The following is a 21,017-nucleotide window of genomic DNA, read 5'->3' on the forward strand; positions in this document are numbered from 1 at the left end:
CTGCCCCTGTGCCTGCGACTTTGGGGCAGGTCGGCTTACGACGACTTGCCGAACCCGCCCATGCGGCGCGCCCACTGAAACCCAACGATCGCGCCTTTCAGCCTTGGCAGAAGATAAAGCGAGAGTGCAACGCAGCCAACTGCAAAAATTGTAAACAGTGTCAAAGGATCAGGCCGCCACGTCACAAAGACAATGTGAAGCAAGGGCGCCATGAGATGCCCGACAAACAGGATTGTCAGATACGCCGGACCGTCGTCCGCGCGATGATGGTGCAAATCTTCACGGCACACCGCACAGGTATCATTGACTTTCAAATAGGATTTCATCAGCGGTCCGCTGCCGCAGCGCGGGCACTTCCTCCGCCAGCCGCGCAAAATCGAACGCCGCGTATCGCGGTTTTCGATGTCTGGAGCGTAGTCCAGGTTAGCATCCAGCTGTTGGATATGGTCAGCAGTGTCCTTCACAGCCCACGGTCCTTGATCTTGTTGAACCAGTAAATTGAGTGGGCAGCGCCGGAATTAAAAGGTGGCGTCCGGTCGCTGCGTCGGGATGTCGCGAAATAATTGGGATTTTTTCGACGGAAAGGCAAAGTTGCGCCGTTTTATTGGTTGTCAGGCACAAAAAAGTGTCAGGCAGGTAAAAACAGGAGTGACACATGAAACATACGGTCTTTATCACGCTGGTGGTTTTGGGGGCGGCCTCTCTGACGGCAGGCATCGCGACGGCGCGTTCGGCGGGCGGCGACGCGGCACCGGTTTTTGATGAACTGGACGTTAATGCCGATGGGAAAGTGACCCGCGAAGAGCTTTCGGCCGCGCGGCAGGCACGATTTGCATCGACAGACAGCAACGGCGACGGCGCACTAAGCCTCGAAGAGCTGACAGCTCAGGTTGAAGAGCGAGCCAAAAAGCGTGCACAGCGGATGTTCGAACGGCGTGACGCCAATGGTGACGGCGTTTTGTCGGGTGATGAACTGAGACAGGATCGTCGCGCCGAAGCACGCTTTGACCGGCTGGACAGCGATGGTGACGGCAGCCTTTCCAAGGCAGAGTTTGACGCCGCTCGCGACAGGATGAAGCGGCACAAGGGGAACGGCCCGAAGAACTGAGCAGGTTGATACGAGCGGTTGGTCGTGCCTTAGTTGGCACGACCACATCGCAGCGTCACGCGGTGGTAACGGGATTTGGCTTTGGACGTACAGAACGGCTTGTCAGATGAGGCTCTGTTGCAGGCCTATGCGCGCGGCGATAACCGTGCAGCAGAAGCTTTGACCGCGCGGCTTTTGCCTGCTGTCTATCGGCAGGCAAGTCGTATGCTTGGAGATCCGACCGAGGCGGAAGATGTGTCGCAAGAAGCAATGCTGAGACTGTGGCGGATCGCCGGTGCATGGCGGACAGGCGAAGCCAAGCCGTCAACCTGGCTGTTTCGAGTAACGGCAAATTTGTGCACGGATCGATTGCGGCGGCGTCGTGGGGTCGGTCTGGACGAGATTGCAGAGCCATTGGACGACACCCCCGGTGCCGAGGACCGGCTGCAGGCACAGACGCGGCTGGACGCGCTGCAAGACGGGTTGAACAGGTTGCCCGAGCGCCAGCGGCAAGCGGTTGTGTTACGGCACATAGAAGGATTGTCCAATCCGCAGATTGCGGAAATCATGGATATCGGGCTGCGCGCAGTGGAAAGCCTTACGGCGCGCGGTAAAAGGGCTTTGGCCGAAATCATGGCGGGCCGAAAGGCTGAATTGGGGTTCGAAGATGACACGGGATGAAAAATCAGAAATGCGGGCACTGGATGCCCTTCTGGCTGAAGCCGCACGTCAGCCGGATGAACTGCCGCCCGGGCTTGCGGCACGCGTACTCGCGGACGCGCGGCAGTTGCAACCTGAACCGGCCCCGCCGCCGCGTCGGCAAGAGTTTACCTTCAAACGCTTGGTGCGCGCTTTGGGCGGGTGGCCTGCGATGAGCGGTTTGGCCGCGGCGACCTGTGCCGGCTTTTGGATCGGTGTTAATCCGCCCGCAGGCGTGCCTGATGCCGCGCTCGTGTTGTGGGGGGGCGGGGAGTACGCCTTTAGTGATGAGGCAGCCGAGCTTTCCGGCTTTGGCTGGGACCTCGAAGAGGAATTATAAATGGATGACAATGCGCCAAACCAACCGAAAACGGCAACTGCGCTCTGGGTCAAGGTGACCCTTGGGGTGTCGTTGGCTCTTAATCTGGCAATCGCAGGCGTGATCATCGGGGCATTTGCCCGTTCAGATGGGGTGGGTGCGCGGGCAGGGGCTGCGCCTGATATTGCTGCCTTTGGTGCGCCCTATATGCGCGCATTGTCCAAGTCTCAGCGCCGCGATATCGCCCGCCAGATCCGTGACGATTTGGGCAGCGACTTGCCGGACAGGCGCGCGCGGCGCGACATGTTCCGCGAAGTTCTGGCAAGCTTGCGCGCCGAACCATTCGATGAGGCACGGCTTATTGCTGCAACAACAGTGCAGGCTGACACGGCTGTGGCCGTGCAGAACGCCGCGCGTCAGGCATGGATCGGTAAGGTAACAAAGATGTCTGCAGAGGAGCGGTCGCACTATGCCGACGCGGTAGAGGCGGGGATGAAGCGGGGCCCCGCGCGTCGCTGACCCGACGATTTCAGGCTGCGGGCCTTTTGATGTTCACCTGATTGCGGCCTTGGATCTTGGCCTCGTAAAGCGCCTTGTCGGCTGCATCCAACAGCTCATTCGCGTCACGAGGGGTCACCGAGCGTCGTAAACCACCCATGGTCAGTCCGATCGAGATGGTCACCTCAATTGGCGTGGCCGATCCGGGCACTTTGTAGCCCTCGCCAGAGATTCTGCGGCATAACCGGCTGGCCGCGACCCGCGCCTCAACGAGCGGTGTCGCAGGCATTACAATCAAAAATTCCTCACCGCCAATGCGTGCGATCAGATCGACGCCCCGCAGGTTTTCACGCAGGCGTCGTGCCGATTCAACGAGGACCGCGTCGCCAGAGGCATGGCCGTAGACATCATTGATCTTTTTGAAATGATCCAGATCGGCGACCATCACGGCAAAGCTGCGTCCCGTGGCCGCGGCATGCTCGGCAACACGCGTCAGATGGGGCATGGCATAACGTCGGTTGTGTAACCCTGTGAGCGGGTCGCACACGGCTGCTTTCAACCCCGTTCGCACCGTGGCGCGCAATTGGTCAGCGATCCGTTTGCGCCGCAAAAGCGCTTTTACACGCAAGCTGAATTCCACCGCTTCGAACCCTTCGACCATTAGATCGTCTGCGCCCAGATCCAGCGCGTAAGCGCCCAATCTGGGGTCGGGAGAGGGCTGGATTACCAAGATCCCGGCATGCCGGGTAATCGCCGTTGCGCGGACCGCCGCCAACAGCCGCAAAACGTCCCCGCTGTGCTGGTCGCCTTCCTTGAGAACCAGAACAAATACATCAGGGACCCGACCCGGCGCCAGATCGCGGAGCGCGGTTTCGGGGGCTGTTGCGCTGATGGAGCATCGCAGGTGCGGTCTCACTTGCTCAATCCATGCTTCGGCAGTGTCGTTCATGGCACCCACCACAACGGCACGGCCGGGTGGGCCGAAATCGGCCTGTTCTTCGGCAAACCCCAAGGCACGTGACGTGTCATCTCGCATCTGCCACTCTGCCATTGTGTTATGGGCCCGGATCAGGCTGCGCACACGCGCCAAAAGAAGGGTGTCTTCAATCGGTTTGATCATTACGTCCTGTACACCTGCTTCCAAAGCGGCAAGTCGTGATTGCGTGTGCGATCGCCCTGCAACCACCATCACTGGGATCGCTCGAGTTTGCGGGTTGCGGTTCAGACGGCGGCAAAGCTCTGCCGCATCGCCGTCCGGCAACGCCATGGCTGAAATAATGACGTCTGGGCCGTGTCTGAGTGCCGCGACGCAAGCTTCATCCGCGGTCCCAGCCTGAATAACTTCGTAAAACGCCGAGGCGAGTTTTACTTTTAACACGATGCGGTTGGTCGAAATCGCATCAACAATGAGTATTTTACCCTGCACGCGCCACGCGTCCTTTCTGGGAATTATCCGGTCATCGACTTTGAACTCAGAATGGTTAACAAAGGGTTTCGAAAAACGTTAAAATCCGAGGTGCCCTGTGTCTTTCACGCAAGAATCCGCTGAGGTCCTGGCGCTTCAGGTATTGGCCTGGTTAGCGTCGGATGATGACCTGTTGCCCATTTTCCAAGGTTCCACTGGGGTCTCTGAAGCCGACATGAAAGCGGGCGCGACGGATGCGCAATTTCTGGCCTCCGTTTTGGATTTTGTCACAATGGACGATGCGTGGGTCGTGAAGTGTTGCGATTCAATTGGCCTCAAGTACGACCAGCTGATGCGTGCACGCCAAGCGCTTCCGGGCGGCGAGCAGGTCAATTGGACATGAAAGGAATACGCGGCATCGTTTTTGACAAAGACGGCACTCTGTTCGATTTCGCCGCCACTTGGGAAGTTTGGGCTGCGGCGTTCCTGCGGCGAATTGCACAGGATGACGCAACGGCAGTACGCCTCGGACACGCAATCGGCTTTGATCTGATACAGCAGAAGTTTGCCCGCGACAGCGTTGTTATTGCCGGCACACCGGGTGAAGTCGCCGATGAATTACTCGCGCAACTTGAAGGATATACAAGGTCTCAACTTCTTAACATTCTGAACCAAGAAGCTGCGCAAGCACCTCAGAAAGAAGTTGTGCCATTGCCGCCATATCTCGCAAACCTGCGATTGGCCGGATTGAAGCTTGGCGTGGTGACCAACGATGCAGAAGAACCCGCATTAGCCCATTTGCGCGCCGCCGGTGTAGATCAGGCCTTTGACTTCGTCGCTGGCTTTGACAGCGGATATGGCGCGAAACCACAAGCAGGGCAGCTATTGGCTTTCTGTGCCGAAACCGGGTTAAGCCCGGATACCGTGGTAATGGTCGGTGATAGCACGCATGACCTTATCGCAGGGCGCCGGGCCGGAATGTGGTGCGTTGGTGTATTGACCGGATTGGCACCGCGCGAGGCACTCGCACCCCAAGCTGACCACGTTGTGCAACACATTGGAGAGTTGCCGACGCTTCTGGGATAAAATTTTAATCAAGCCCGCAACCAAGTAGCAAAAACGACGGATTGGGTCGCGAACGAGACGGCTCTCGGTGTCGCGCTCTGGCCTCTTTATTACCAGTAAACGCGAAAGGGGCATGCCATGGCTGAGGTTAATGCAAAGCGGAGATCACGTACCGGCGGGCGAGCGGGGGCTGCGTCCCGCAGGGGCAGCGCGGTTATCGAACAAATGCCCTGGTCGCCGCCAATCAACAGTGATGCACCGGTAGAGCCGCTGAGCGCCGAAGGCATTCAGGCAATACACGATGGCGCGATGCGCATCCTCGAAGAAATCGGAATTGAGTTTCTCAACCCCGAAGCAGCAGAAATCCTGCGAAAGGCTGGATGTGATGTGAACGGCGAGACGGTTCGAATGGATCGAAACCTCGTAATGGAATACGTGGCCAAAGCGCCTTCGGAATTCACGCTGACACCGCGCAATCCGGATCGAAAGATTACCGTCGGCGGACGCCATCTGTTGTTTGGCAACGTCTCTTCGCCTCCGAACTACTGGGACATGGAACTGGGCACCAAGGTGCCGGGTACCCGCGAGATGTGCCGCAATCTGCTCAAGCTTACGCAGTATTTCAACTGTATCCACTTTGCCGGGGGCTATCCTGTCGAACCTGTAGATCTGCACGCATCGGTGCGTCACCTGGACGTGCTTTTCGACAAGCTAACGCTCACCGACAAGGTGATGCACGCCTACTCACTGGGCAAGGAGCGGGTAGAGGACGTGATGGAAATGGTGCGCATCGCCAGTGGGCTCAGCCATGAAGAATTCGATGCCACCCCACGAATGTACACCAACATTAACTCGACGTCTCCGCTCAAACACGACTATCCCATGCTGGACGGTTGGATGCGTCTGGCGCGCCGGGGGCAGGGGCTTGTTGTCACGCCGTTCACGCTCGCCGGTGCCATGGCGCCGGTAACGATGGCGGGCGCGGTGGCGCAATCGCTGGCGGAGGCTTTGTGCGCGGTGGTTCTGGCGCAGGTGATCCGCCCGGGTTGTCCTGTCGCAGTGGGCACTTTCACGTCCAACGTTGACATGAAATCAGGGGCACCGGCTTTTGGCACGCCGGAATACATGCGCGCAACACAAATGACCGGGCAGCTTTGCAGGTTCTACGGGTTGCCGATGCGGTCTTCTGGTGTGTGTGCCGCGAACGTACCGGATGGCCAAGCAATGTGGGAGACGTCGAACAGTTTGTGGGCCGCGGTGCAGTCTGGCACAAACATGGTGTACCATGCCGCGGGTTGGCTTGAAGGCGGGCTGATCGCCAGCCCCGAAAAATTCATCATGGATTGCGAAATATTACAGCAAATCCAGCGCTATATGGATCCGGCTATCGTCGCGACCGGACCTGACGAGATAGCCCTGGATGCCATCAAGTCGGTGGGCAATGCCGGGCATTTCTTTGGTATCGAACACACGCAGCAGCGCTATACGACTGCTTTTTATCAACCGTTCCTGAGCGACTGGAAGAATTACGAGGGCTGGGAAGCTGCAGGTGGTGTCTGGACGCCAGAGCGGGCACATTTGATGTTCAAGGAAATCATCGCCAAGTTCGAAGCGCCCGATATGGACATTGCTGTTCGCGAAGAGCTTGCCGATTTTGTCGCGCGGCGAAAATCTGAGGGGGGTGCTCCTACAGATTTCTGATTGCCGAAAGCAATACTTAGAATTTGAAATGTTGGCTGTTTCTTAACTGTTCTGCGTGTCTAATCGCACGAAAGATTGAGAGCAGTCCGCCATGCATGGCTTAATAAATCGCGCAATTCAACGTTTTGTCACTGACAGTTATGGCGAGGCCAAATGGCGCGCTGCTGCGTTGCGTGCTGGTCTTGAATTCGTCGAATTCGAAGCGATGTGGACCTATGACGACGACATAACACCGCGGTTACTGGAAGCGGCGTGTGATGTCTTGGACCGATCATACGAAGAATTGGCGGAAGACATCGGCACCTATCTGGTGTCGCATCCGAATGCCGACGCGCCGCGCCGCCTGTTACGGTTCGGAGGGGTCAGTTTCGTCGAATTTCTGCACTCTCTGGACGATCTGCCTGATCGCGCACGGCTTGCGGTGAAAGATCTGGAATTGCCACGCGTGGAGTTGGAGGAACACTCGAGCCAACGCTATTCATTGCGTTGCTACAGCGACCTGTATGGTTGGGGTTTTGTTTTTATGGGCGTGCTGCGGGCTTTGGCTGATGACTATGGTGCTTTGGTATTTCTCGAGCATTCAGGCTTTGCTGACGGACGGGAAACCGTGTCGATCGCGCTTTTGGAGGCTGAATTTTCTGTGGGTCGCGAGTTTGATCTAGGGGCACGCAGCGCATGATTGACGCGGCCTGCTACAGCATGCTGGATCGGCTGTGCCCGATGCATGTCGTTCTTACGTCCGAGGGGCGTATCAGACACGCCGGCCCGACAACCTTGAAAGTCTGTGGCGATGATGTTCTGGGCGCTTGCTTTCTCAGTATTTTCGAAATCAAGCGACCGCGCGAGATTACCTCTTTGTCTTCACTGCTCGAGACTGCGGGGCGCAAACTGAATTTGCAGTTTCGGGCGCCACCCCATCGGTCGCTCAAAGGCGTGCTAATGCCAGGACCGGCACCCGAAGAAACGATCGTAAACCTTTCATTCGGCATATCTATCGTCGATGCCGTGCAAGAGTACAATCTGACAGCTGCTGATTTCGCGCCGACCGACCTTACGGTCGAGATGCTATATTTGGTCGAAGCCAAATCTGCAGCCATGGATGCATCGCGGCAGCTGAACCAGCGGTTGCAACGCGCACGGGTTGAGGCGGAACAACAAGCTTTGACAGACACGCTGACAGGGTTGGCAAACCGCCGCGGTATGGATCAGAGCCTGACGCGGCTTTTGTCCAGCGGCGAGAATTTTTCGGTCATGCATCTTGATCTCGACCTGTTCAAAGGGATCAACGACACCTTTGGTCATGCCGCCGGTGATTTCGTCTTGAAGCACGTGGCCAAGATCATGCAGTCAGAAGTGCGAGTAATAGATTTGGTTTCGCGCGTGGGCGGTGACGAGTTTGTTATTTTGCTCGCAAAATCCCCGGACAGGGCGATTTTGGAAGATATCGCCGAGCGTATCATTAAGCGGGTCCGGCAACCGGTCAAATTCGAAGGCAACATCTGCAAAGTCTCCGCGAGCGCTGGTGTCTCTTTTTCTTTCGCGCGTTCAGCGCCAGCTGATGCAGACGAGTTGCTAAGCGAGGCAGACACCGCCCTGTACGCGGCCAAATACGCCGGTCGGGGCCAGGTGAAGTTTTTTGAACCCTCAATGCGGGATGTGGTCCAGATTGCCACGACAAGCGCAAGCAGGTGATCATCGCGTAACGAACCCCGCGCAAGCGACTGTGGAAAGATTGCACCACCCCATCGCGCGACCGGGCAAACGGACTGCGTCCATGGGGCAACTGCACAGCCATCTGAAGAGCAAAGGCCGTAACCCTATTGAGGCCGCCCGCTGGTTTGCCGCACCAATAGTTCCGGTTGTACCAAAGCGTCCACTTCATCGCGACCTTCGGACTTGATGAGCTGAACGATTGCGCTTGCCGCTGTCTCTCCAATCTTGCGAGCGGGAATGCGCACGGTGGTCAGTGACGGTTCAAAATCCTTGGAGCCATTGAAATCACCAATACCGGTGACGCTCATCTGTTCTGGCACCTTGACGCCATGACGCGACAAGGCATGCAGCGCGCCCCACGCCAATACGTCGTTGCCGCAGACAATGACACTCGGAAGGGTATCGCGTGACATCATCTGGGTAACAGCAGCTTTCGCGCTGGCCACCGTGTACGGCGTTTCCAGCCGCCATTCTGGACGGATTGCATGTCCGGCATGTTCAAGCGCATCAACAACACCATTCATGCGGCGAGATGCACGGTCGTTACCGTGCAGCGGTGGGAAAATGGCGGCGATCTTTTCATGACCCAGTGAGGCCACATGATCCCCAATCAGACGGCCCGCCGTGTAGTTATCAACGCCAACGCAAGGCAAGGGCGCGCTCTTCGAATAGTTCCAAAGCAACAGGGTCGGCATATTCTGTTGCGCCAAGAGCTCATAGGTGTCCTGCGAGTGCTCGGTTCCGATCAGGCCGATTGCATCGACCCTGTGCTCTAGCATTTTGCGGGTAAGTGCGTATTCGCGCTCCAGGCTGTAGCCGTGGGACGCCAGCAAAATGGTAAAGCCCAAATCCTCCACCGAGGCCGAGAAGCTCTGGATAAGCTCCGCGAAAATGGCCTGATCCACTGTTGGTACAATCAGGCCAATCGTTCCGCTCCGAATACCATGGATGGTCTGAGCCGCACGGTTGCGTATGTACCCAAGCCGACGGACTGCCGCATCAATACGTTTTCGAGTCGCCGGTTTCACCAGCTCAGGATGATTAAAGCTACGCGACACTGTTGAAGGTGACACGCGCGCCGACTTTGCGACGGAAAAAATATCAGCTTTCTTCATTTGTATCAGTGCTTTGAGTGTGAAAATTCAGGCATTAATGAAAACATTTGCAAAACTATTTTCATCTCTTACGGTTAAATGTCAATCGCTGGCAAGCCGGGGGGGGCGCAGCTTGGAATTCCTGTTTTATTTCGGTGACGTGTTCACACCCTTCAATTTCTTGCTGCTTTTGGGCGGGACAGTAGGCGGGCTCATTTTGGGCGCAACACCAGGCTTGTCACCAACCATGGCGGTGGCTTTGCTTATACCCTTCACCTTCCGGCTTGAGCCCGCGCAAGGTCTAATTCTGCTTGGGGCAGCATATACTTCGACAGTTGCCGGTGGCGCGGTCAGCGCGATCTTGCTCAAGATACCAGGTGCCCCAGCCAACATCGCCACCACGCTTGACGGGCATACCATGGCCAAAAATGGTGAAGGTGCTCGGGCCTTGCAGTTGTCGTTTATTGCTTCAGCGGTGGGCGGCATCTTTGGGGTGCTGCTACTCATTTTTCTCACACCGGTTCTGGCGCAATGGGCGCTGGCCTTCGGGCCGTCTCACCTGTTCTGGCTGGCGATCCTTGGTGTCACGATTATCGGGTCGCTGGATTCCAGTTCGGTGGTGAAAGGCCTTTTGTCCGGCTGCATCGGTTTGTGGCTTGCGACAGTTGGGTTCGACGACATCATGGGGGCGCAGCGTTTCATTTTTCACTCCAGCGTGTCCGGTGGGATCAATGTGATACCTGCTCTGATCGGGTTGTTCGCTATTCCGCAGGTCATCACCATGTTTGCCAAAGGGCGCGCGCGGTTGGATGCAGAAGTGCTCACCGTCGAGAAACATCCGATTTCAAAAGCATTTGGCGAAGTTTTCGGGCGCTTCAGAGCCCTGAGTATTGGCACGCTTACAGGGTCTGTTATCGGGCTTATTCCAGGCGTGGGTGGTCAGATCGCGGGGCTGGTCGCCTATGACCAGTCCAAGAAACTCAGCCCAGAGAGGGCAAAATTCGGGACAGGGCACAGCGAAGGTGTCATCGCGGCGGAAAGCGCGAATAACGCCATGGTCGGCCCGTCTCTCGTACCGCTTTTGACTTTGTCGATCCCCGGTTCGCCCACGGCTGCGGTATTGCTCGGCGGGTTGCTGATCCACGGGATTTTTCCCGGGAGCGACCTGTTTGATAATTACCCCGACGTGGCATGGACCTTTATCAATTCGATGCTGATCGGTCAGATACTGATGTGCATCTTCGGGCTTTACATTTCTGGGCTTGCCGCACGCGTGGCCCAAGTGCCGAACAATGTGATGGCAGCGGTCGTTTTGGGGCTGGCTGTGTTCGGCAGCTACTCTGTTCAGAATTCCATGGGCGATGTCTATGTAATGGCTGCACTTGGCTCTGGCATGTATTTTCTTGAACGTTTTGGTTTCTCGGCAGCACCACTGGTTCTGGGCTTGATCCTCGGCCCGATCGCAGAAGCAAACTTTATTCAGGGGTCAATGATTGCCAATGCGACGTCCAGCGTTGGCAGCTATTTCTTCACCGGCACGCTGAACTTGTTGCTGATCGGAATAGTCGTGGCCTCGGTAGGCTATTCGATTTGGATGGAACTGCGCAGCCGTCGCTACACCACCAAAGATGAGGCTGTTGCCAAAGAGGAGGCGCTGTCATGACCGATCTGCCACGGACCCAGCATATCCTTGCCAGCGGGTTTGTCGCAGCGGTTGGCGTATGGGTCAGCTACGTGTCCTATACCGCCCAACCGGCAGCGGCGTTCCTGTTCCCGCGCATCATTTCTACCGTGTTTGTTGTGCTGGCGCTCTGGACCTTCGGCAAGGCGCTTTTGGGGCGCACAAAGGTTGGCAATGGATTGTCCGCCACGGCCATCAAGAATATCCTGCCGGGCCTCGTGGTTGCTTTGTTGTTTGTGTTCTGGGGTGCCGAGACGCTCGGCTTCTACACAGCCTCGACCATCGTCTTTTTTATTCTGATCTCGTTTTATGACCCTGCAACGCATGCAGAGGTCAAAAGCTGGATCAAAAGGATCATTATCACCGCCGGATTCCTTGCGGTGATGTACGGCCTCTTCGCGATGTTGCTGAATGTTTTTACACCGCGAGAGATTTTATTCTGAACCGCCACAGCGGCAGAAGTCACTTCCATGGGAGGAAATCAAATGAAGAAATTACTTGCAGCCGCCTCAATTGCCCTGATGGGCATGTCAGGGGCAGCCGTCGCAGACGGACACGAAAGCTATCCGGAGAGACCGATCATGATGATGGTCAGCTATGGTGCCGGGGGCGCCACGGATTTTCAGGCCCGCATCGTGACAATGACGGCCGGCAACGAAGACGCGCTAGGCATGCCGATCGCAATCATCAACAAACCCGGTGCCGGTGGGCGTGTCGGATGGAACTGGTTCGCCAGCCAAGCCGAAGCTGATGGGTACACGCTGGGGGCATACAACATCCCTCACTTCATCGCGCAATCGATCGAAGGCGGTGTTGAATACAGTGCCGAGAGCTTTGAGCCTATCGCGAACTGGGGGGCAGACCCGGCGGTGTTCGTCGTCGGCGCTGACAGCCCCTTCAACTCGATGGAAGACGTGGTCAACTACGCTAAGGAAAACCCCGGCGGCCTGACTTTTTCCGGTGCAGGGCTCTTTGTCGGTCACCATATTGCAGCGTTACAACTGGAAAAAGCCGCCGGTGTGAAACTGGCCTACATCCCGAACAACAAGGGTGGTGCCGGTGCGATGAAAGCGGTGATCGCGGGCGAAGTGCTTGGCGGTGTGAACAACCTGTCTGACGCCTTCCGGGCGCGCGAGGCCGGAAACGTCAAAATTCTTGGTGTCTTCGATCTGGAGCGCAACGATTTCATGCCGGATGTGCCAACCATGAAAGAGCAGGGCTTTGATATCGACAACGCCAGCGTGAACTTTCGCGGCGTGATGGTGCCAAAGGGCACGCCACAACCGATCATCGACAAACTGGCAGAAGTTGTGCCGACGATGTTCGAAAACGGCCGTGTCGCAGGCAAGATGAAAGCGGGTGGTAGCCCGATGCACATCATGACCCGCGATGAGGTCCTTGAGATGTGGGCCGCGCGCGAAAAGACGCTCAGCGATTTGCTTGCCGGTCTTTGAACCAGAAACAGGGCGCGCGCCAGTTCAGGCGCGCGCTGCAACCTAATCAAAGGTGCTTTGATGACAGTCGCCGACCAAACCGCGCAACTTGACAGGATCATCGCAAAATCGCGGGCCGCGCAAGCGCGGTACGCTGAGAATGGCAGTCAGGCCCGTTATGACCGCGCCGCCAAAGCCGTCGGGTGGGCAATTATGGAACCCGCGCGCAATCGCGAGTTGGCAGAGCTTGCCGTCGCGACGACGGGGTTGGGAAACGTCGCCGACAAGATTGTCAAAAACCACCGCAAGACGCTTGGTTTGCTCAGAGATATCCAAGGTGTCACGACATTTGGTGTTATCAGTCACGATGACGCCACCGGGATCACAGAGATCGCACGGCCAAAAGGCGTCGTCGGTGCGATTGTGCCATCCACCAACCCCGCAGCGACACCTGCCAATAATATCATTAACGCATTGAAATGTGGAAATTCGATCGTTGTTGCACCTTCGCCAAAGGGGGGCGCGAGTTGCGAGAGACTGTTGGCGTTTATTCACGCGGAATTCTCCAAGATCGGAGAGGACCCAGACCTTGTCCAGATGGTGCCCGCACCGGGGTCAAAGGAGAAGACACAGCGCCTGATGGAAGGCTGTGACATGGTCGTCGCTACGGGCAGCCAGAACAACGTACAAAGAGCGCAGACTGCCGGTACACCAGCTATTGCTGTAGGTGCGGGAAATGTCACTGTGATCGTGGATGAAACCGCTGATCTTGCTGCGGCAGCCGAAAAGATCCGCGCGTCCAAAACGTTTGATAATGCAACTTCCTGTTCGTCCGAGAATGCCGTCGTTGTGATCGACGCCGTGCGCGAGGCCTTTATCGCAGCCATGGCCAGTGCCGGGGGCGCGGTTGTAGACGATGAGGCGGCTGTGGTTGCTGCTATGTGGCCGGACGGGCATCTGAACCGAGGAGTTATTGCGCAGGACGCAGACCAGATGATCGAGGCTCTGGGGCTCGCGGATGAGGTTCCGCAGGGCACCGAGTATATCGCCGTTCCCACCTCGGGGATTGGGCCCGCGCACCCGCTTTCTGGCGAAAAGCTAAGTCGGGTTCTCGCGCTTTATACGGCCGTCAACTTTGAAGATGCGATACGGATCACCCGCGAAATTCAGCTTTTTCAGGGGGCAGGGCATTCAGTTGGTCTGCACTCAACCGATGCGGACCGACCGATGCAACTGGCGACCGGCATGCCGACAAGCCGGGTTATCGTCAATCAGGCGCACACTTTTGCGACTGGCGGCGCGTTCACAAATGGTATGCCGTTTTCGTTGTCGATGGGGTGTGGCACGTGGGGCGGCAATGCCGTAAACGAGAATGTCCACTGGAAGCATTTTCTGCAATCCACGAAAATTGTGCGTGAAATTCCGCCCAGAGAGCCATCAGTCGAAGACATATTCGCCGATTACTGGGCATCGGCATGCGCGTAAGGATAGCGCCGGACATCGCGCCGCAAGGCACAGTGCGCGACTGGGTCGAATGGCGCGCATCCCAAGGCGGGACAGCGTTCGTCTTTCCCGAAGGCGAACCGGAAATTAACTGGACAGACCTGCGCGACCAAGCGCTGTCCTTCGCAACCAATCTCACAGCACGTGGCGTCAGGAAAGGCGAGAGCGTCGCGGTCATGGCGCCAAATAGTCCGGAGGGTCTGATCGCTCTCTTCGGTGTTATGGCAGGCGGTTTCCGCGCGACGATGATAAATCTCGCCGCCGGACGTGATGCCATTTCTTATGCACTAGAGCATTCCGGCGCCCGCTTCGGTTTCGTCCACGCGGAGTGCGCCGAGCTTTTTGCTCAAGCCAACATCTCGCAGGTTGTCGCCCTCAGTCTTACAGACACGGCAGACGTGGCCAACGTCGCTTTGCACGATGTGCAAGCTGAGGACCACGCTCTTTTGATGTACACTTCCGGCACAACGGGTCGTCCCAAAGGCGTGCTTCATTCTCACGCAAGCCTGCTGGCCGGTGGGTGGACGACCATGATTGCCCATGACCTAGGTCCGGATGACCGAGGTTTTTGCATGCTCCCGGTCTATCACATCAACGGGCTTTGCGTAACTGTCATGGGGGCATTGGTGTCAGGCGGTTCGCTCGCCGTCGTGTCACGGTTTTCGGCTTCCGGTTTCTGGGATCAGGCCTCGCAGAGTGAGGTCACCTGGTTTTCTGCTGTGCCGACGATCATTTCGCATCTGCTTCATGGAAAAGGCGAACCCGACGCGGCCTGCCGCGCGCGTCTGAAATTTGGCCGCTCCGCATCATCGGCGCTGGCGGTTGAGACGCAAACAGCATTCGAGGCGCGGTTTTCAGTGCCAATTGTCGAAACAATGGGGCTGACTGAAACGTCGGCGCAAATCCTGTCGAACCCTCGCCCCCCCGGTGTGCGAAAGATCGGCTCGCCTGGGACATGTTATGGCTGTGAAGTAGAGATTCAGGATCAACTCGGTCAAAAGGTGGGCACGGGCGAGGAAGGCGAGATTGTCGTTCGCGGCCCCAACGTGATGCTGGGGTACCTCGACAATGCAGAAGCGACCACAGCGGCTTTTCGTGACGGTTGGCTGCGCACCGGAGATTTGGCGCGCATGGACGGCGACGGATATGTTTTTGTGACGGGACGCCTGAAAGAACTGATCATCAAGGGCGGTGAAAATATCGCACCACGCGAAGTAGACGAGGCGCTGTATACCCATCCGGACGTAATCGAGGCTGCGGCTTTTGCGCGTCGGTGTGCCCGCTACGGAGAGACGGTGGAGGCCGCTGTTCGGGTACGCAGCGGGTCTGAATTGACAGGAAATGACCTGATCCGCATCTGTCAGGAAAGACTGGGTGCCTTTAAATCACCGGATGTCATTCACTTTCTCGACGAATTGCCAAAAGGCCCATCGGGAAAGATCCAGCGTTTGAAAATTGCCGACGCGGTGGTGGAAACGACTGAGTAGGGATCGTTGATCGCCTCGCATTACGAACTCGCCCGTTCCGCCAATCGACCATTCTAATTGCACTGTTTGCAAAAGCTTGCTCTTCACGGCTTTGGGGATCCAGAAGGCCATTATCCAACAGGTTTTCGTGTAATCTATGTTAGGAAAAGTGGCAGCCCGTAGGGGAGGGGCTGACGCACGTTTAATACCTATATGATACAATAGCTTATGAGGTTGTTGCTGGTCACATTGTACCCAAAATTATACCCAAAGAAAAGTCTGAAGTCTGGTGTGGCCCCCGTCCCCTCGGCGATGCACTCAGGGTTCAACTCGGGGGTACGGGGGGTGTTGGCGGAAGGCTCGCGTATGATAAGGCGCTCAGATTTTTGTGGTGAAATCCGACACGCGTTCGACATTTGGGGGTTGGCTTTGGTTTACCGAGAGCGAGGACTTCCGCAATGCTGTCACACTGGGCAAATTCGCATGGCCGTGCGATTTTCGTCTTGGCGATCTTCATGTAGTTGTTCGCGCTGTCGTATTTGAAATCGGAACAGCGGTTCCGTTTTGCTTCCGCCATGACCTTGAGCTTGCGCATCATCGAGAGTTCTTCGGGGGATGCTGTCTCTTTGACCAGCTTCGGTTCAGGGTTCTTCCAATTGGCATGGAGACGACGCACAGTGCGAACGCGGGGGGGGGGTGCCTTCTTGGTTGATTGGAAGTCACGAGGGTTCGCTGCGGCCCACATGGCTGCTTCGCGTTCCTTCTGTTCGGTTTCAGGCAAGTTGCCTTTAAGGATCGCGATGAAGGACACCTTTCGGGACAGGCGGTCGAGCTTGGCCACCAGTAACTCAGCACCGGTCTTCCTTACCATCTCCAGCGCCTCAGCAAGCCGTGGTCGATCATCCTGTTTACCGCTCAGGTGGTCTTGGAACCGCGCCAGTATCTCGAATGGCTCCTCGGAGAAGTTTTCCAAGAAGAGCGCGATGTCCCTGTTCTGTGCCTCAAGACCAAGGCCGCTCTTGCCTTGTTCCTCTGTGCTGATACGGCGGTATACTACACCGCAGAGATTTTTTACTAAATCCTAAAATGGGTTACTGTGGTGAAGTCTTACCCAAAGTCCAACTTTTTGGTAATTCCAGACAAGCGTATTAGTAAGATCTAAGACCAAATTTCGAACAAAATGTGAAATTTTGCGGTTCCCAAACGTCTGCCTATGAATAGCGGATACGCCGGCCCAAGCCCTTGATGTGTTCATAATTCGTGCGGTCGAGCATTCCGTACGCCATCCTCATTCTAACATCAAAATCCTAGAAACTTGTACAAATCGACGACAGCGTGTCATGATAACGCAATATTTTGGGGATTTTCATTATGACACGACCGCACCTTGCAACAAAGTTTCAGCATCCAGTAGACGATCGACTTCTCGGTTTTCAGTTTGGCGAATTTGGCTTCTACGACGGTAGTACACCGGTCTATCATCTTGGAGACGACTACGAAGTCGCAACAGGTCCGGTTTTGCCGATTGCAAATGGCTACATAATCGATGCTGGCTACATATTTTCTTTCGGAAATTACGTGATTATCGAACATACTCTTCCAAACATGAAGAAAGTGTATTCACTTTATGGGCATTTTGAGACCCTTGACCCGCGTGTTCTTGAGCCTGACTACAGTGTCGGTGAGACACTGAAAGTATCCATTGATCAAGATTGGTCGTTGGGAGTTCCGGGAGAGACAGGTGGCGCGGCCGGCATTCATCTTCACTTGGAAATTGCTGACCAAAATTTCTTTCTACGAAGCGGGCCCTATGGCCGCGGTTATGATGGCCCTGACAGCCCGGCAATTGCACTAGAAGATGATTTGCCCGGCGACGCAAATGATCTGTATGCGCCAGCGGCAGGTGTTTACGACCCTAGCGATTTTATTGACAAATACTCTTCTTCTGGAGCCGTTTATCGAGATTTCCGACCGGATGGGCCGCCCGAAAAAACTAGCAGTAACGAAAATGGAAATATGCGTCTAACGATAGACTTTGATGACCTTTTCACTTTTGATACCTCCGCACTTACGCTTGGCGCGTTCGGTTATTTCGGCGATACTAGTGGAAAACTTGGTGCATTCACTTCAGACGGAATTAATGCACTACACACAACATCCTACGGTGACCAACAAAGCGGATACGTAAAAGGACTAACGTCGGGTGACTGGGTTGGATTTAACGATTTCGGCGAAGACGCGTTTATCTTTAACAATGACGGCTTTGATCTTAACCAAGCTACATTCACTGCCGCGTGGCGCGATGATCTAGAACTCACAGTCTTCGCACTGGACCTACAGAACGGTGACTATGTGGAGGTTGGCCGCGAAGAACTGATTTTGAATACAGATAACCCCCTGCAATGGAACTTTGGTCGAGAGTTCGATGACATCGAAGGAGTCCGTTTTTCGTCGGAAGGGGGAGTGAAAGACCCAACGCTTCTCAGTGACGGAACACAATTTGTGGTAGATGACATTATGGTAATTGCCTAAAAAATTCGGTCAGCGTTCGGCAGCTACTCAAGCCGAGATGAGCGTCTTCTGTGATGGATTGTCGCCTTTTGGTAGGCTGGAGCGATATAGTGCGCTGTTCTTTCATGAGTCCGCTAAATCGAGTCTGCTCTATTCAGATTTTTGTCTTACTTTGACCTGATAACGTATTTCGACGGTTTCATGCTGGGGATTGTTACTGTTCAACGCTAGTAAACTTAGACCAACTCAATGATCGATCCGATCATTTTGTCCGTCGAAATCCTTCTAGAATGCTGGGCTTTGCTCAGGTTCGGCTTATCGAGCCTTAGATGCCCAACTATCAGGAGGATACAAGGCGCATACTCGGGAGTTGGTACTTCTATGAATGTCGTAGTGGCGAATTACCACCGCTTGAAGATCCGGAACGCCATCATTGATCGGAAGTCCGAAATGGAGAACTCAACACCCTCAAGAAGTGCTCCAGCTTTCAGCAGGCTTGGATATCGCTTTTCGAGATATTTCTCGACGATCTCACGTCGTGACGAGAGAGATAAACTGGGGCTGTCTCCGATGATGCTGTTGCAGTGCCGGCAGCATGGTAGGAGTGAAGGATTGAGATCCAGAAAAGCCGGTAGAGGCAGGTCAGCCGCCAACGAAATCGGTGGCACGTGGTCGAGACTGTCGGCAATTTGCCCGCAATAGACGCAGAAGCCAGACAGGCCAAGTTCGCGACGAACGTAGTAGCGGTGTCGAACTTTCATAGCTAACGAGCGGCGGCGCGACATCTGACCTCCTGTTGTTGCCTTTCTGTATTAATTGCAACTGGCATAACATTAGGACCCTTGCGAAGGCCAGTTGGCATTGCCACGCCTCGTATCTAATGCAGCGCTGTGGCAAACGGCGGTTTGTCCGCAACTGAGACATCCGATGCTGGTGCAGGGAATGTCCGGTGCTGTTAAAAGCGGTCAATAATAGCCAAATCTTCGATTTCCCAACCGTGAACGGCAGCTAACAGCGAGACAGCGGACGCTCACTAAAAATCGTCTAAGGCCTGCACAGAGCCCTATGCGGTCATGTGCTGCTTGAGCATCAAGACCCACAATATGGGGCCGAGGATAGCACAAGGGTTTTGCACGTTGCTATCAGTTGGCGTGAAATCAAAAGAGATTGACCGTTACTAAAAAGCGCTCTAGCCGACCCGCTGTTACATCAATTACAGCGCTAGGTGAAGCAAGTCTGCAACGGGTAACAATCGCAATAAAATACGACGTGGCGGCACTTTTACGAGGATTGCACGGAAGGGCACATAAATGACCAAAAGTAAGATGTGTGGGATACCGCTTTTCGTTGCCGCTGCATTGGCTCTTGGACCCGTTGCTGCGACGTCACAAAGCCTTGATGGAAATGCACTTTGGGAGGCATGTGGAGATTCCAGCGGGGGGTCAGAAGCTTTCTGCTATGGGTATGTTTTTGGGGTGAACGATGGTGGAATGTACACTGCGCTTGCCGCGCAACAAAACGTCGAAGGGTCGAGCCTTCAAGAAATTATGGCAGCGACCACGGATATCCTCGGGTACTGCACTCCAAACACAGTCAATGCTCAGCAGATGACCGATGTGTTTGTAGCTTACTTGAAAGAACACCCCGAGCTTCGTCATTTACCTGCGCAAATTCTGTTTACGAATGCTTTGACGGAAGCATTTCCATGTGAATAGGGGAGCAATCCTACGGAAGCTTCGTACACAACTGAGACATTCGCCGATTTTTCACGAACGTCCAGTGCTGGTGAAAGCAGACATTGAGAGCCAAAACTTTGAATTTCCGTTTGTGAATGGCGGCTTAACGCAAACAGCCGACACTCACCAAAACTTGGTGAATGACTGCATCGAGCCCAAACCAGAAGCGCTCCAACACCGAGCTTCGCCTGTGCAGCATTCTGATCCTTACTTCTACAAAAGCGAAATTTGGCGAGGTAACGGAAACGCAGACGCGTCCGGTCATTGTATCTTATGCTATTGGTGACAACTTTCACGCGTAGCTCAATGAAGGGCTTATTGAGGTATTCTATCCAGAAATGTCATTAGCCTATTGCGGTCTTGTACACAAAATTTTCCGTAGTCTGTCGATATAACCCCCTCCGATTTCAACTGTCGAAAGGCGCGCTGGATTGTCGGAACAGACAGTCCCATGGTCCCGGCCAGATCGTGCTGCGACAAGATGCAAGAACGATCCGGGCACAAACGGCCAGTATCCATCATCCACAAGAGACGCTTGGCAACCAATATGACGCCATCGAATGTAACCAGATCAGTTATGGTTTCCTGAAGTTGCCTGCGTTGAGCGCTATAGTGTGATACTATCTCTCGGTATCTTTTAGGCTCCGCTTCCAAAAAACCTGTGAACTCAGGCTCTGAGATGCTTAGTACGAGTGTAGGCTTACGCGCGATCGCGGTGGCCACGGATTTTTCCTGGGTTATGACATCTGCCATACAGTACCATCTGCTAGATCCGCTGTGGGGATATACAAGCTCTTCGTTGTTCTTCGACAACAACAGGATATCTATCTGACCGCTGATCAAGCCGTGTGCATGCTGTGGGATTTTCCCACGATTATACAGGGTTTCTCCTGCTTGCAGTAATTCCACCGCGCCCAAGTTCAACAGGTCTTCCTGAAATGCCTTGGGGCATGTCGACAACCAGCCAGAAGCACATAACATTTTCTTTTGTTTTGATGTCAGTTTAAGCGCACAAGCCTCGCTGGCACCGATTTTTTTTACTTCATTCATGCCCTAAAGTACCTGAAATATGCATAAAATGCACCGGATGTGATCTGAGGATCATT

General features: G+C 55.1%; 21 protein-coding genes and 1 pseudogene. 16 read left to right on the forward strand and 6 right to left on the reverse strand.

The genetic code is table 11. From position 1 onward, the window contains the following. Window positions 1–35: 35 nt before the first annotated feature. Entirely contained in the window at window positions 36–422 is a 387-nt protein-coding gene (locus tag AC2D8V_RS13835; protein WP_484734559.1) for a DUF983 domain-containing protein, read from the reverse strand. A 233-nt stretch (window positions 423–655) separates the two neighbouring features. Between AC2D8V_RS13835 and AC2D8V_RS13840 the strand changes: the two genes are divergently transcribed. The 4 genes from AC2D8V_RS13840 (at window position 656) to AC2D8V_RS13855 (ending at window position 2,624) form a co-directional block, all read left to right on the forward strand. After that, window positions 656–1,108 carry an EF-hand domain-containing protein gene (locus AC2D8V_RS13840; protein WP_484734165.1) on the forward strand — a complete coding sequence of 151 codons (453 nt, stop codon included), beginning with the start codon at window positions 656–658 and terminating at the stop codon, window positions 1,106–1,108. A gap of 75 nt (window positions 1,109–1,183) precedes the next feature. Next, window positions 1,184–1,768 (forward strand): RNA polymerase sigma factor, encoded by a 585-nt coding sequence (locus AC2D8V_RS13845; RefSeq protein WP_484734166.1) that lies wholly within the window; start codon window positions 1,184–1,186, stop codon window positions 1,766–1,768. Further along, complete coding sequence (locus AC2D8V_RS13850) at window positions 1,755–2,126, forward strand: hypothetical protein (protein ID WP_484734167.1); 372 nt, start codon at window positions 1,755–1,757, stop codon at window positions 2,124–2,126. The genes AC2D8V_RS13845 and AC2D8V_RS13850 overlap by 14 nt, the downstream gene beginning before the upstream one ends. Beyond that, window positions 2,127–2,624 carry a periplasmic heavy metal sensor gene (locus AC2D8V_RS13855; RefSeq protein ID WP_484734168.1) on the forward strand — a complete coding sequence of 166 codons (498 nt, stop codon included), beginning with the start codon at window positions 2,127–2,129 and terminating at the stop codon, window positions 2,622–2,624. 10 nt (window positions 2,625–2,634) lie between these two features. On the opposite strand, the gene AC2D8V_RS13860 is transcribed toward AC2D8V_RS13855, so the two are convergent. Beyond that, window positions 2,635–4,029 (reverse strand): diguanylate cyclase, encoded by a 1,395-nt coding sequence (locus AC2D8V_RS13860; RefSeq protein WP_484734169.1) that lies wholly within the window; start codon window positions 4,027–4,029, stop codon window positions 2,635–2,637. A 97-nt stretch (window positions 4,030–4,126) separates the two neighbouring features. Between AC2D8V_RS13860 and AC2D8V_RS13865 the strand changes: the two genes are divergently transcribed. From AC2D8V_RS13865 to AC2D8V_RS13885, 5 genes are all read left to right on the forward strand, one after another. Beyond that, window positions 4,127–4,411, forward strand: coding sequence for a DUF3572 domain-containing protein (locus AC2D8V_RS13865; protein ID WP_484734170.1), 285 nt, complete (start codon window positions 4,127–4,129; stop codon window positions 4,409–4,411). After that, window positions 4,408–5,094: an HAD family hydrolase gene (locus AC2D8V_RS13870; protein WP_484734171.1), complete on the forward strand. Its 687-nt coding sequence runs from the start codon at window positions 4,408–4,410 to the stop codon at window positions 5,092–5,094. The genes AC2D8V_RS13865 and AC2D8V_RS13870 overlap by 4 nt, the downstream gene beginning before the upstream one ends. A 117-nt stretch (window positions 5,095–5,211) precedes the next feature. After that, window positions 5,212–6,774, forward strand: coding sequence for a trimethylamine methyltransferase family protein (locus tag AC2D8V_RS13875; RefSeq protein WP_484734172.1), 1,563 nt, complete (start codon window positions 5,212–5,214; stop codon window positions 6,772–6,774). A 91-nt stretch (window positions 6,775–6,865) separates the two neighbouring features. Next, window positions 6,866–7,453, forward strand: coding sequence for a heme NO-binding domain-containing protein (locus AC2D8V_RS13880; protein ID WP_484734173.1), 588 nt, complete (start codon window positions 6,866–6,868; stop codon window positions 7,451–7,453). Beyond that, window positions 7,450–8,466 carry a diguanylate cyclase domain-containing protein gene (locus AC2D8V_RS13885; protein WP_484734174.1) on the forward strand — a complete coding sequence of 339 codons (1,017 nt, stop codon included), beginning with the start codon at window positions 7,450–7,452 and terminating at the stop codon, window positions 8,464–8,466. The genes AC2D8V_RS13880 and AC2D8V_RS13885 overlap by 4 nt, the downstream gene beginning before the upstream one ends. Window positions 8,467–8,591: 125 nt before the next feature. Here AC2D8V_RS13885 and AC2D8V_RS13890 read toward each other — a convergent pair whose 3' ends face one another. Continuing rightward, window positions 8,592–9,602 carry a LacI family DNA-binding transcriptional regulator gene (locus tag AC2D8V_RS13890; RefSeq protein ID WP_484734175.1) on the reverse strand — a complete coding sequence of 337 codons (1,011 nt, stop codon included), beginning with the start codon at window positions 9,600–9,602 and terminating at the stop codon, window positions 8,592–8,594. A gap of 112 nt (window positions 9,603–9,714) precedes the next feature. Here AC2D8V_RS13890 and AC2D8V_RS13895 point away from each other — a divergent pair, with 112 nt between their 5' ends. Genes AC2D8V_RS13895 through AC2D8V_RS13915 form a run of 5 tightly spaced genes read left to right on the forward strand, consistent with a single transcriptional unit; the run spans window position 9,715 to window position 15,685 of the window. Beyond that, window positions 9,715–11,244: a tripartite tricarboxylate transporter permease gene (locus AC2D8V_RS13895; protein WP_484734176.1), complete on the forward strand. Its 1,530-nt coding sequence runs from the start codon at window positions 9,715–9,717 to the stop codon at window positions 11,242–11,244. Further along, on the forward strand, window positions 11,241–11,705 hold the full coding sequence (locus tag AC2D8V_RS13900; RefSeq protein ID WP_484734177.1) for a tripartite tricarboxylate transporter TctB family protein: 465 nt from the start codon (window positions 11,241–11,243) through the stop codon (window positions 11,703–11,705). The genes AC2D8V_RS13895 and AC2D8V_RS13900 overlap by 4 nt, the downstream gene beginning before the upstream one ends. A 42-nt stretch (window positions 11,706–11,747) precedes the next feature. After that, complete coding sequence (locus AC2D8V_RS13905) at window positions 11,748–12,716, forward strand: tripartite tricarboxylate transporter substrate binding protein (protein WP_484734178.1); 969 nt, start codon at window positions 11,748–11,750, stop codon at window positions 12,714–12,716. Between the two features lie 60 nt (window positions 12,717–12,776). Further along, window positions 12,777–14,180: an acylating sulfoacetaldehyde dehydrogenase gene (sauS, locus tag AC2D8V_RS13910; protein WP_484734179.1), complete on the forward strand. Its 1,404-nt coding sequence runs from the start codon at window positions 12,777–12,779 to the stop codon at window positions 14,178–14,180. Beyond that, the gene (locus AC2D8V_RS13915) at window positions 14,171–15,685 is read left to right on the forward strand and encodes an AMP-binding protein (protein ID WP_484734180.1); all 1,515 of its coding nucleotides are present in this window, start codon (window positions 14,171–14,173) and stop codon (window positions 15,683–15,685) included. Before sauS ends, AC2D8V_RS13915 begins: the two co-directional genes overlap by 10 nt. 304 nt (window positions 15,686–15,989) lie before the next feature. On the opposite strand, the pseudogene AC2D8V_RS13920 reads toward AC2D8V_RS13915, so the two are convergent. Beyond that, window positions 15,990–16,709 (reverse strand): annotated as a pseudogene (locus AC2D8V_RS13920) (recombinase family protein); the annotation flags it as partial. Between the two features lie 326 nt (window positions 16,710–17,035). Between AC2D8V_RS13920 and AC2D8V_RS13925 the strand changes: the two are divergent. Then, window positions 17,036–18,196 (forward strand): M23 family metallopeptidase, encoded by a 1,161-nt coding sequence (locus tag AC2D8V_RS13925; protein WP_484734181.1) that lies wholly within the window; start codon window positions 17,036–17,038, stop codon window positions 18,194–18,196. 380 nt (window positions 18,197–18,576) lie between these two features. Here the strand turns inward: AC2D8V_RS13925 and AC2D8V_RS13930 are convergent, their stop codons facing one another. Further along, entirely contained in the window at window positions 18,577–18,960 is a 384-nt protein-coding gene (locus AC2D8V_RS13930) for a hypothetical protein (RefSeq protein WP_484734182.1), read from the reverse strand. A 525-nt stretch (window positions 18,961–19,485) separates the two neighbouring features. Here AC2D8V_RS13930 and AC2D8V_RS13935 point away from each other — a divergent pair. Further along, a complete protein-coding gene (locus AC2D8V_RS13935; RefSeq protein WP_484734183.1) occupies window positions 19,486–19,890 on the forward strand; it encodes a Rap1a/Tai family immunity protein in 405 nt (134 codons plus the stop codon). Between the two features lie 336 nt (window positions 19,891–20,226). Here the strand turns inward: AC2D8V_RS13935 and AC2D8V_RS13940 are convergent, their stop codons facing one another. Then, window positions 20,227–20,961 carry a Crp/Fnr family transcriptional regulator gene (locus tag AC2D8V_RS13940; protein ID WP_484734184.1) on the reverse strand — a complete coding sequence of 245 codons (735 nt, stop codon included), beginning with the start codon at window positions 20,959–20,961 and terminating at the stop codon, window positions 20,227–20,229. Between the last annotated feature and the right edge of the window lie 56 nt (window positions 20,962–21,017).

It is taken from the genome of Roseobacter sp. YIN89, from assembly GCF_057219365.1.

Coding starts and splice junctions, on each gene's coding strand:
- AC2D8V_RS13840 (WP_484734165.1), top strand. CDS start 656: ATGAAACATACGGTCTTTATCACGCTGGTGGTTTTGGGGGCGGCCTCT.
- AC2D8V_RS13850 (WP_484734167.1), top strand. CDS start 1,755: ATGACACGGGATGAAAAATCAGAAATGCGGGCACTGGATGCCCTTCTG.
- AC2D8V_RS13855 (WP_484734168.1), top strand. CDS start 2,127: ATGGATGACAATGCGCCAAACCAACCGAAAACGGCAACTGCGCTCTGG.
- AC2D8V_RS13870 (WP_484734171.1), top strand. CDS start 4,408: ATGAAAGGAATACGCGGCATCGTTTTTGACAAAGACGGCACTCTGTTC.
- AC2D8V_RS13875 (WP_484734172.1), top strand. CDS start 5,212: ATGGCTGAGGTTAATGCAAAGCGGAGATCACGTACCGGCGGGCGAGCG.
- AC2D8V_RS13880 (WP_484734173.1), top strand. CDS start 6,866: ATGCATGGCTTAATAAATCGCGCAATTCAACGTTTTGTCACTGACAGT.
- AC2D8V_RS13885 (WP_484734174.1), top strand. CDS start 7,450: ATGATTGACGCGGCCTGCTACAGCATGCTGGATCGGCTGTGCCCGATG.
- AC2D8V_RS13890 (WP_484734175.1), bottom strand. CDS start 9,602: ATGAAGAAAGCTGATATTTTTTCCGTCGCAAAGTCGGCGCGCGTGTCA.
- AC2D8V_RS13900 (WP_484734177.1), top strand. CDS start 11,241: ATGACCGATCTGCCACGGACCCAGCATATCCTTGCCAGCGGGTTTGTC.
- AC2D8V_RS13905 (WP_484734178.1), top strand. CDS start 11,748: ATGAAGAAATTACTTGCAGCCGCCTCAATTGCCCTGATGGGCATGTCA.
- sauS (WP_484734179.1), top strand. CDS start 12,777: ATGACAGTCGCCGACCAAACCGCGCAACTTGACAGGATCATCGCAAAA.
- AC2D8V_RS13915 (WP_484734180.1), top strand. CDS start 14,171: ATGCGCGTAAGGATAGCGCCGGACATCGCGCCGCAAGGCACAGTGCGC.
- AC2D8V_RS13925 (WP_484734181.1), top strand. CDS start 17,036: ATGACACGACCGCACCTTGCAACAAAGTTTCAGCATCCAGTAGACGAT.
- AC2D8V_RS13930 (WP_484734182.1), bottom strand. CDS start 18,960: ATGTCGCGCCGCCGCTCGTTAGCTATGAAAGTTCGACACCGCTACTAC.
- AC2D8V_RS13935 (WP_484734183.1), top strand. CDS start 19,486: ATGACCAAAAGTAAGATGTGTGGGATACCGCTTTTCGTTGCCGCTGCA.
- AC2D8V_RS13940 (WP_484734184.1), bottom strand. CDS start 20,961: ATGAATGAAGTAAAAAAAATCGGTGCCAGCGAGGCTTGTGCGCTTAAA.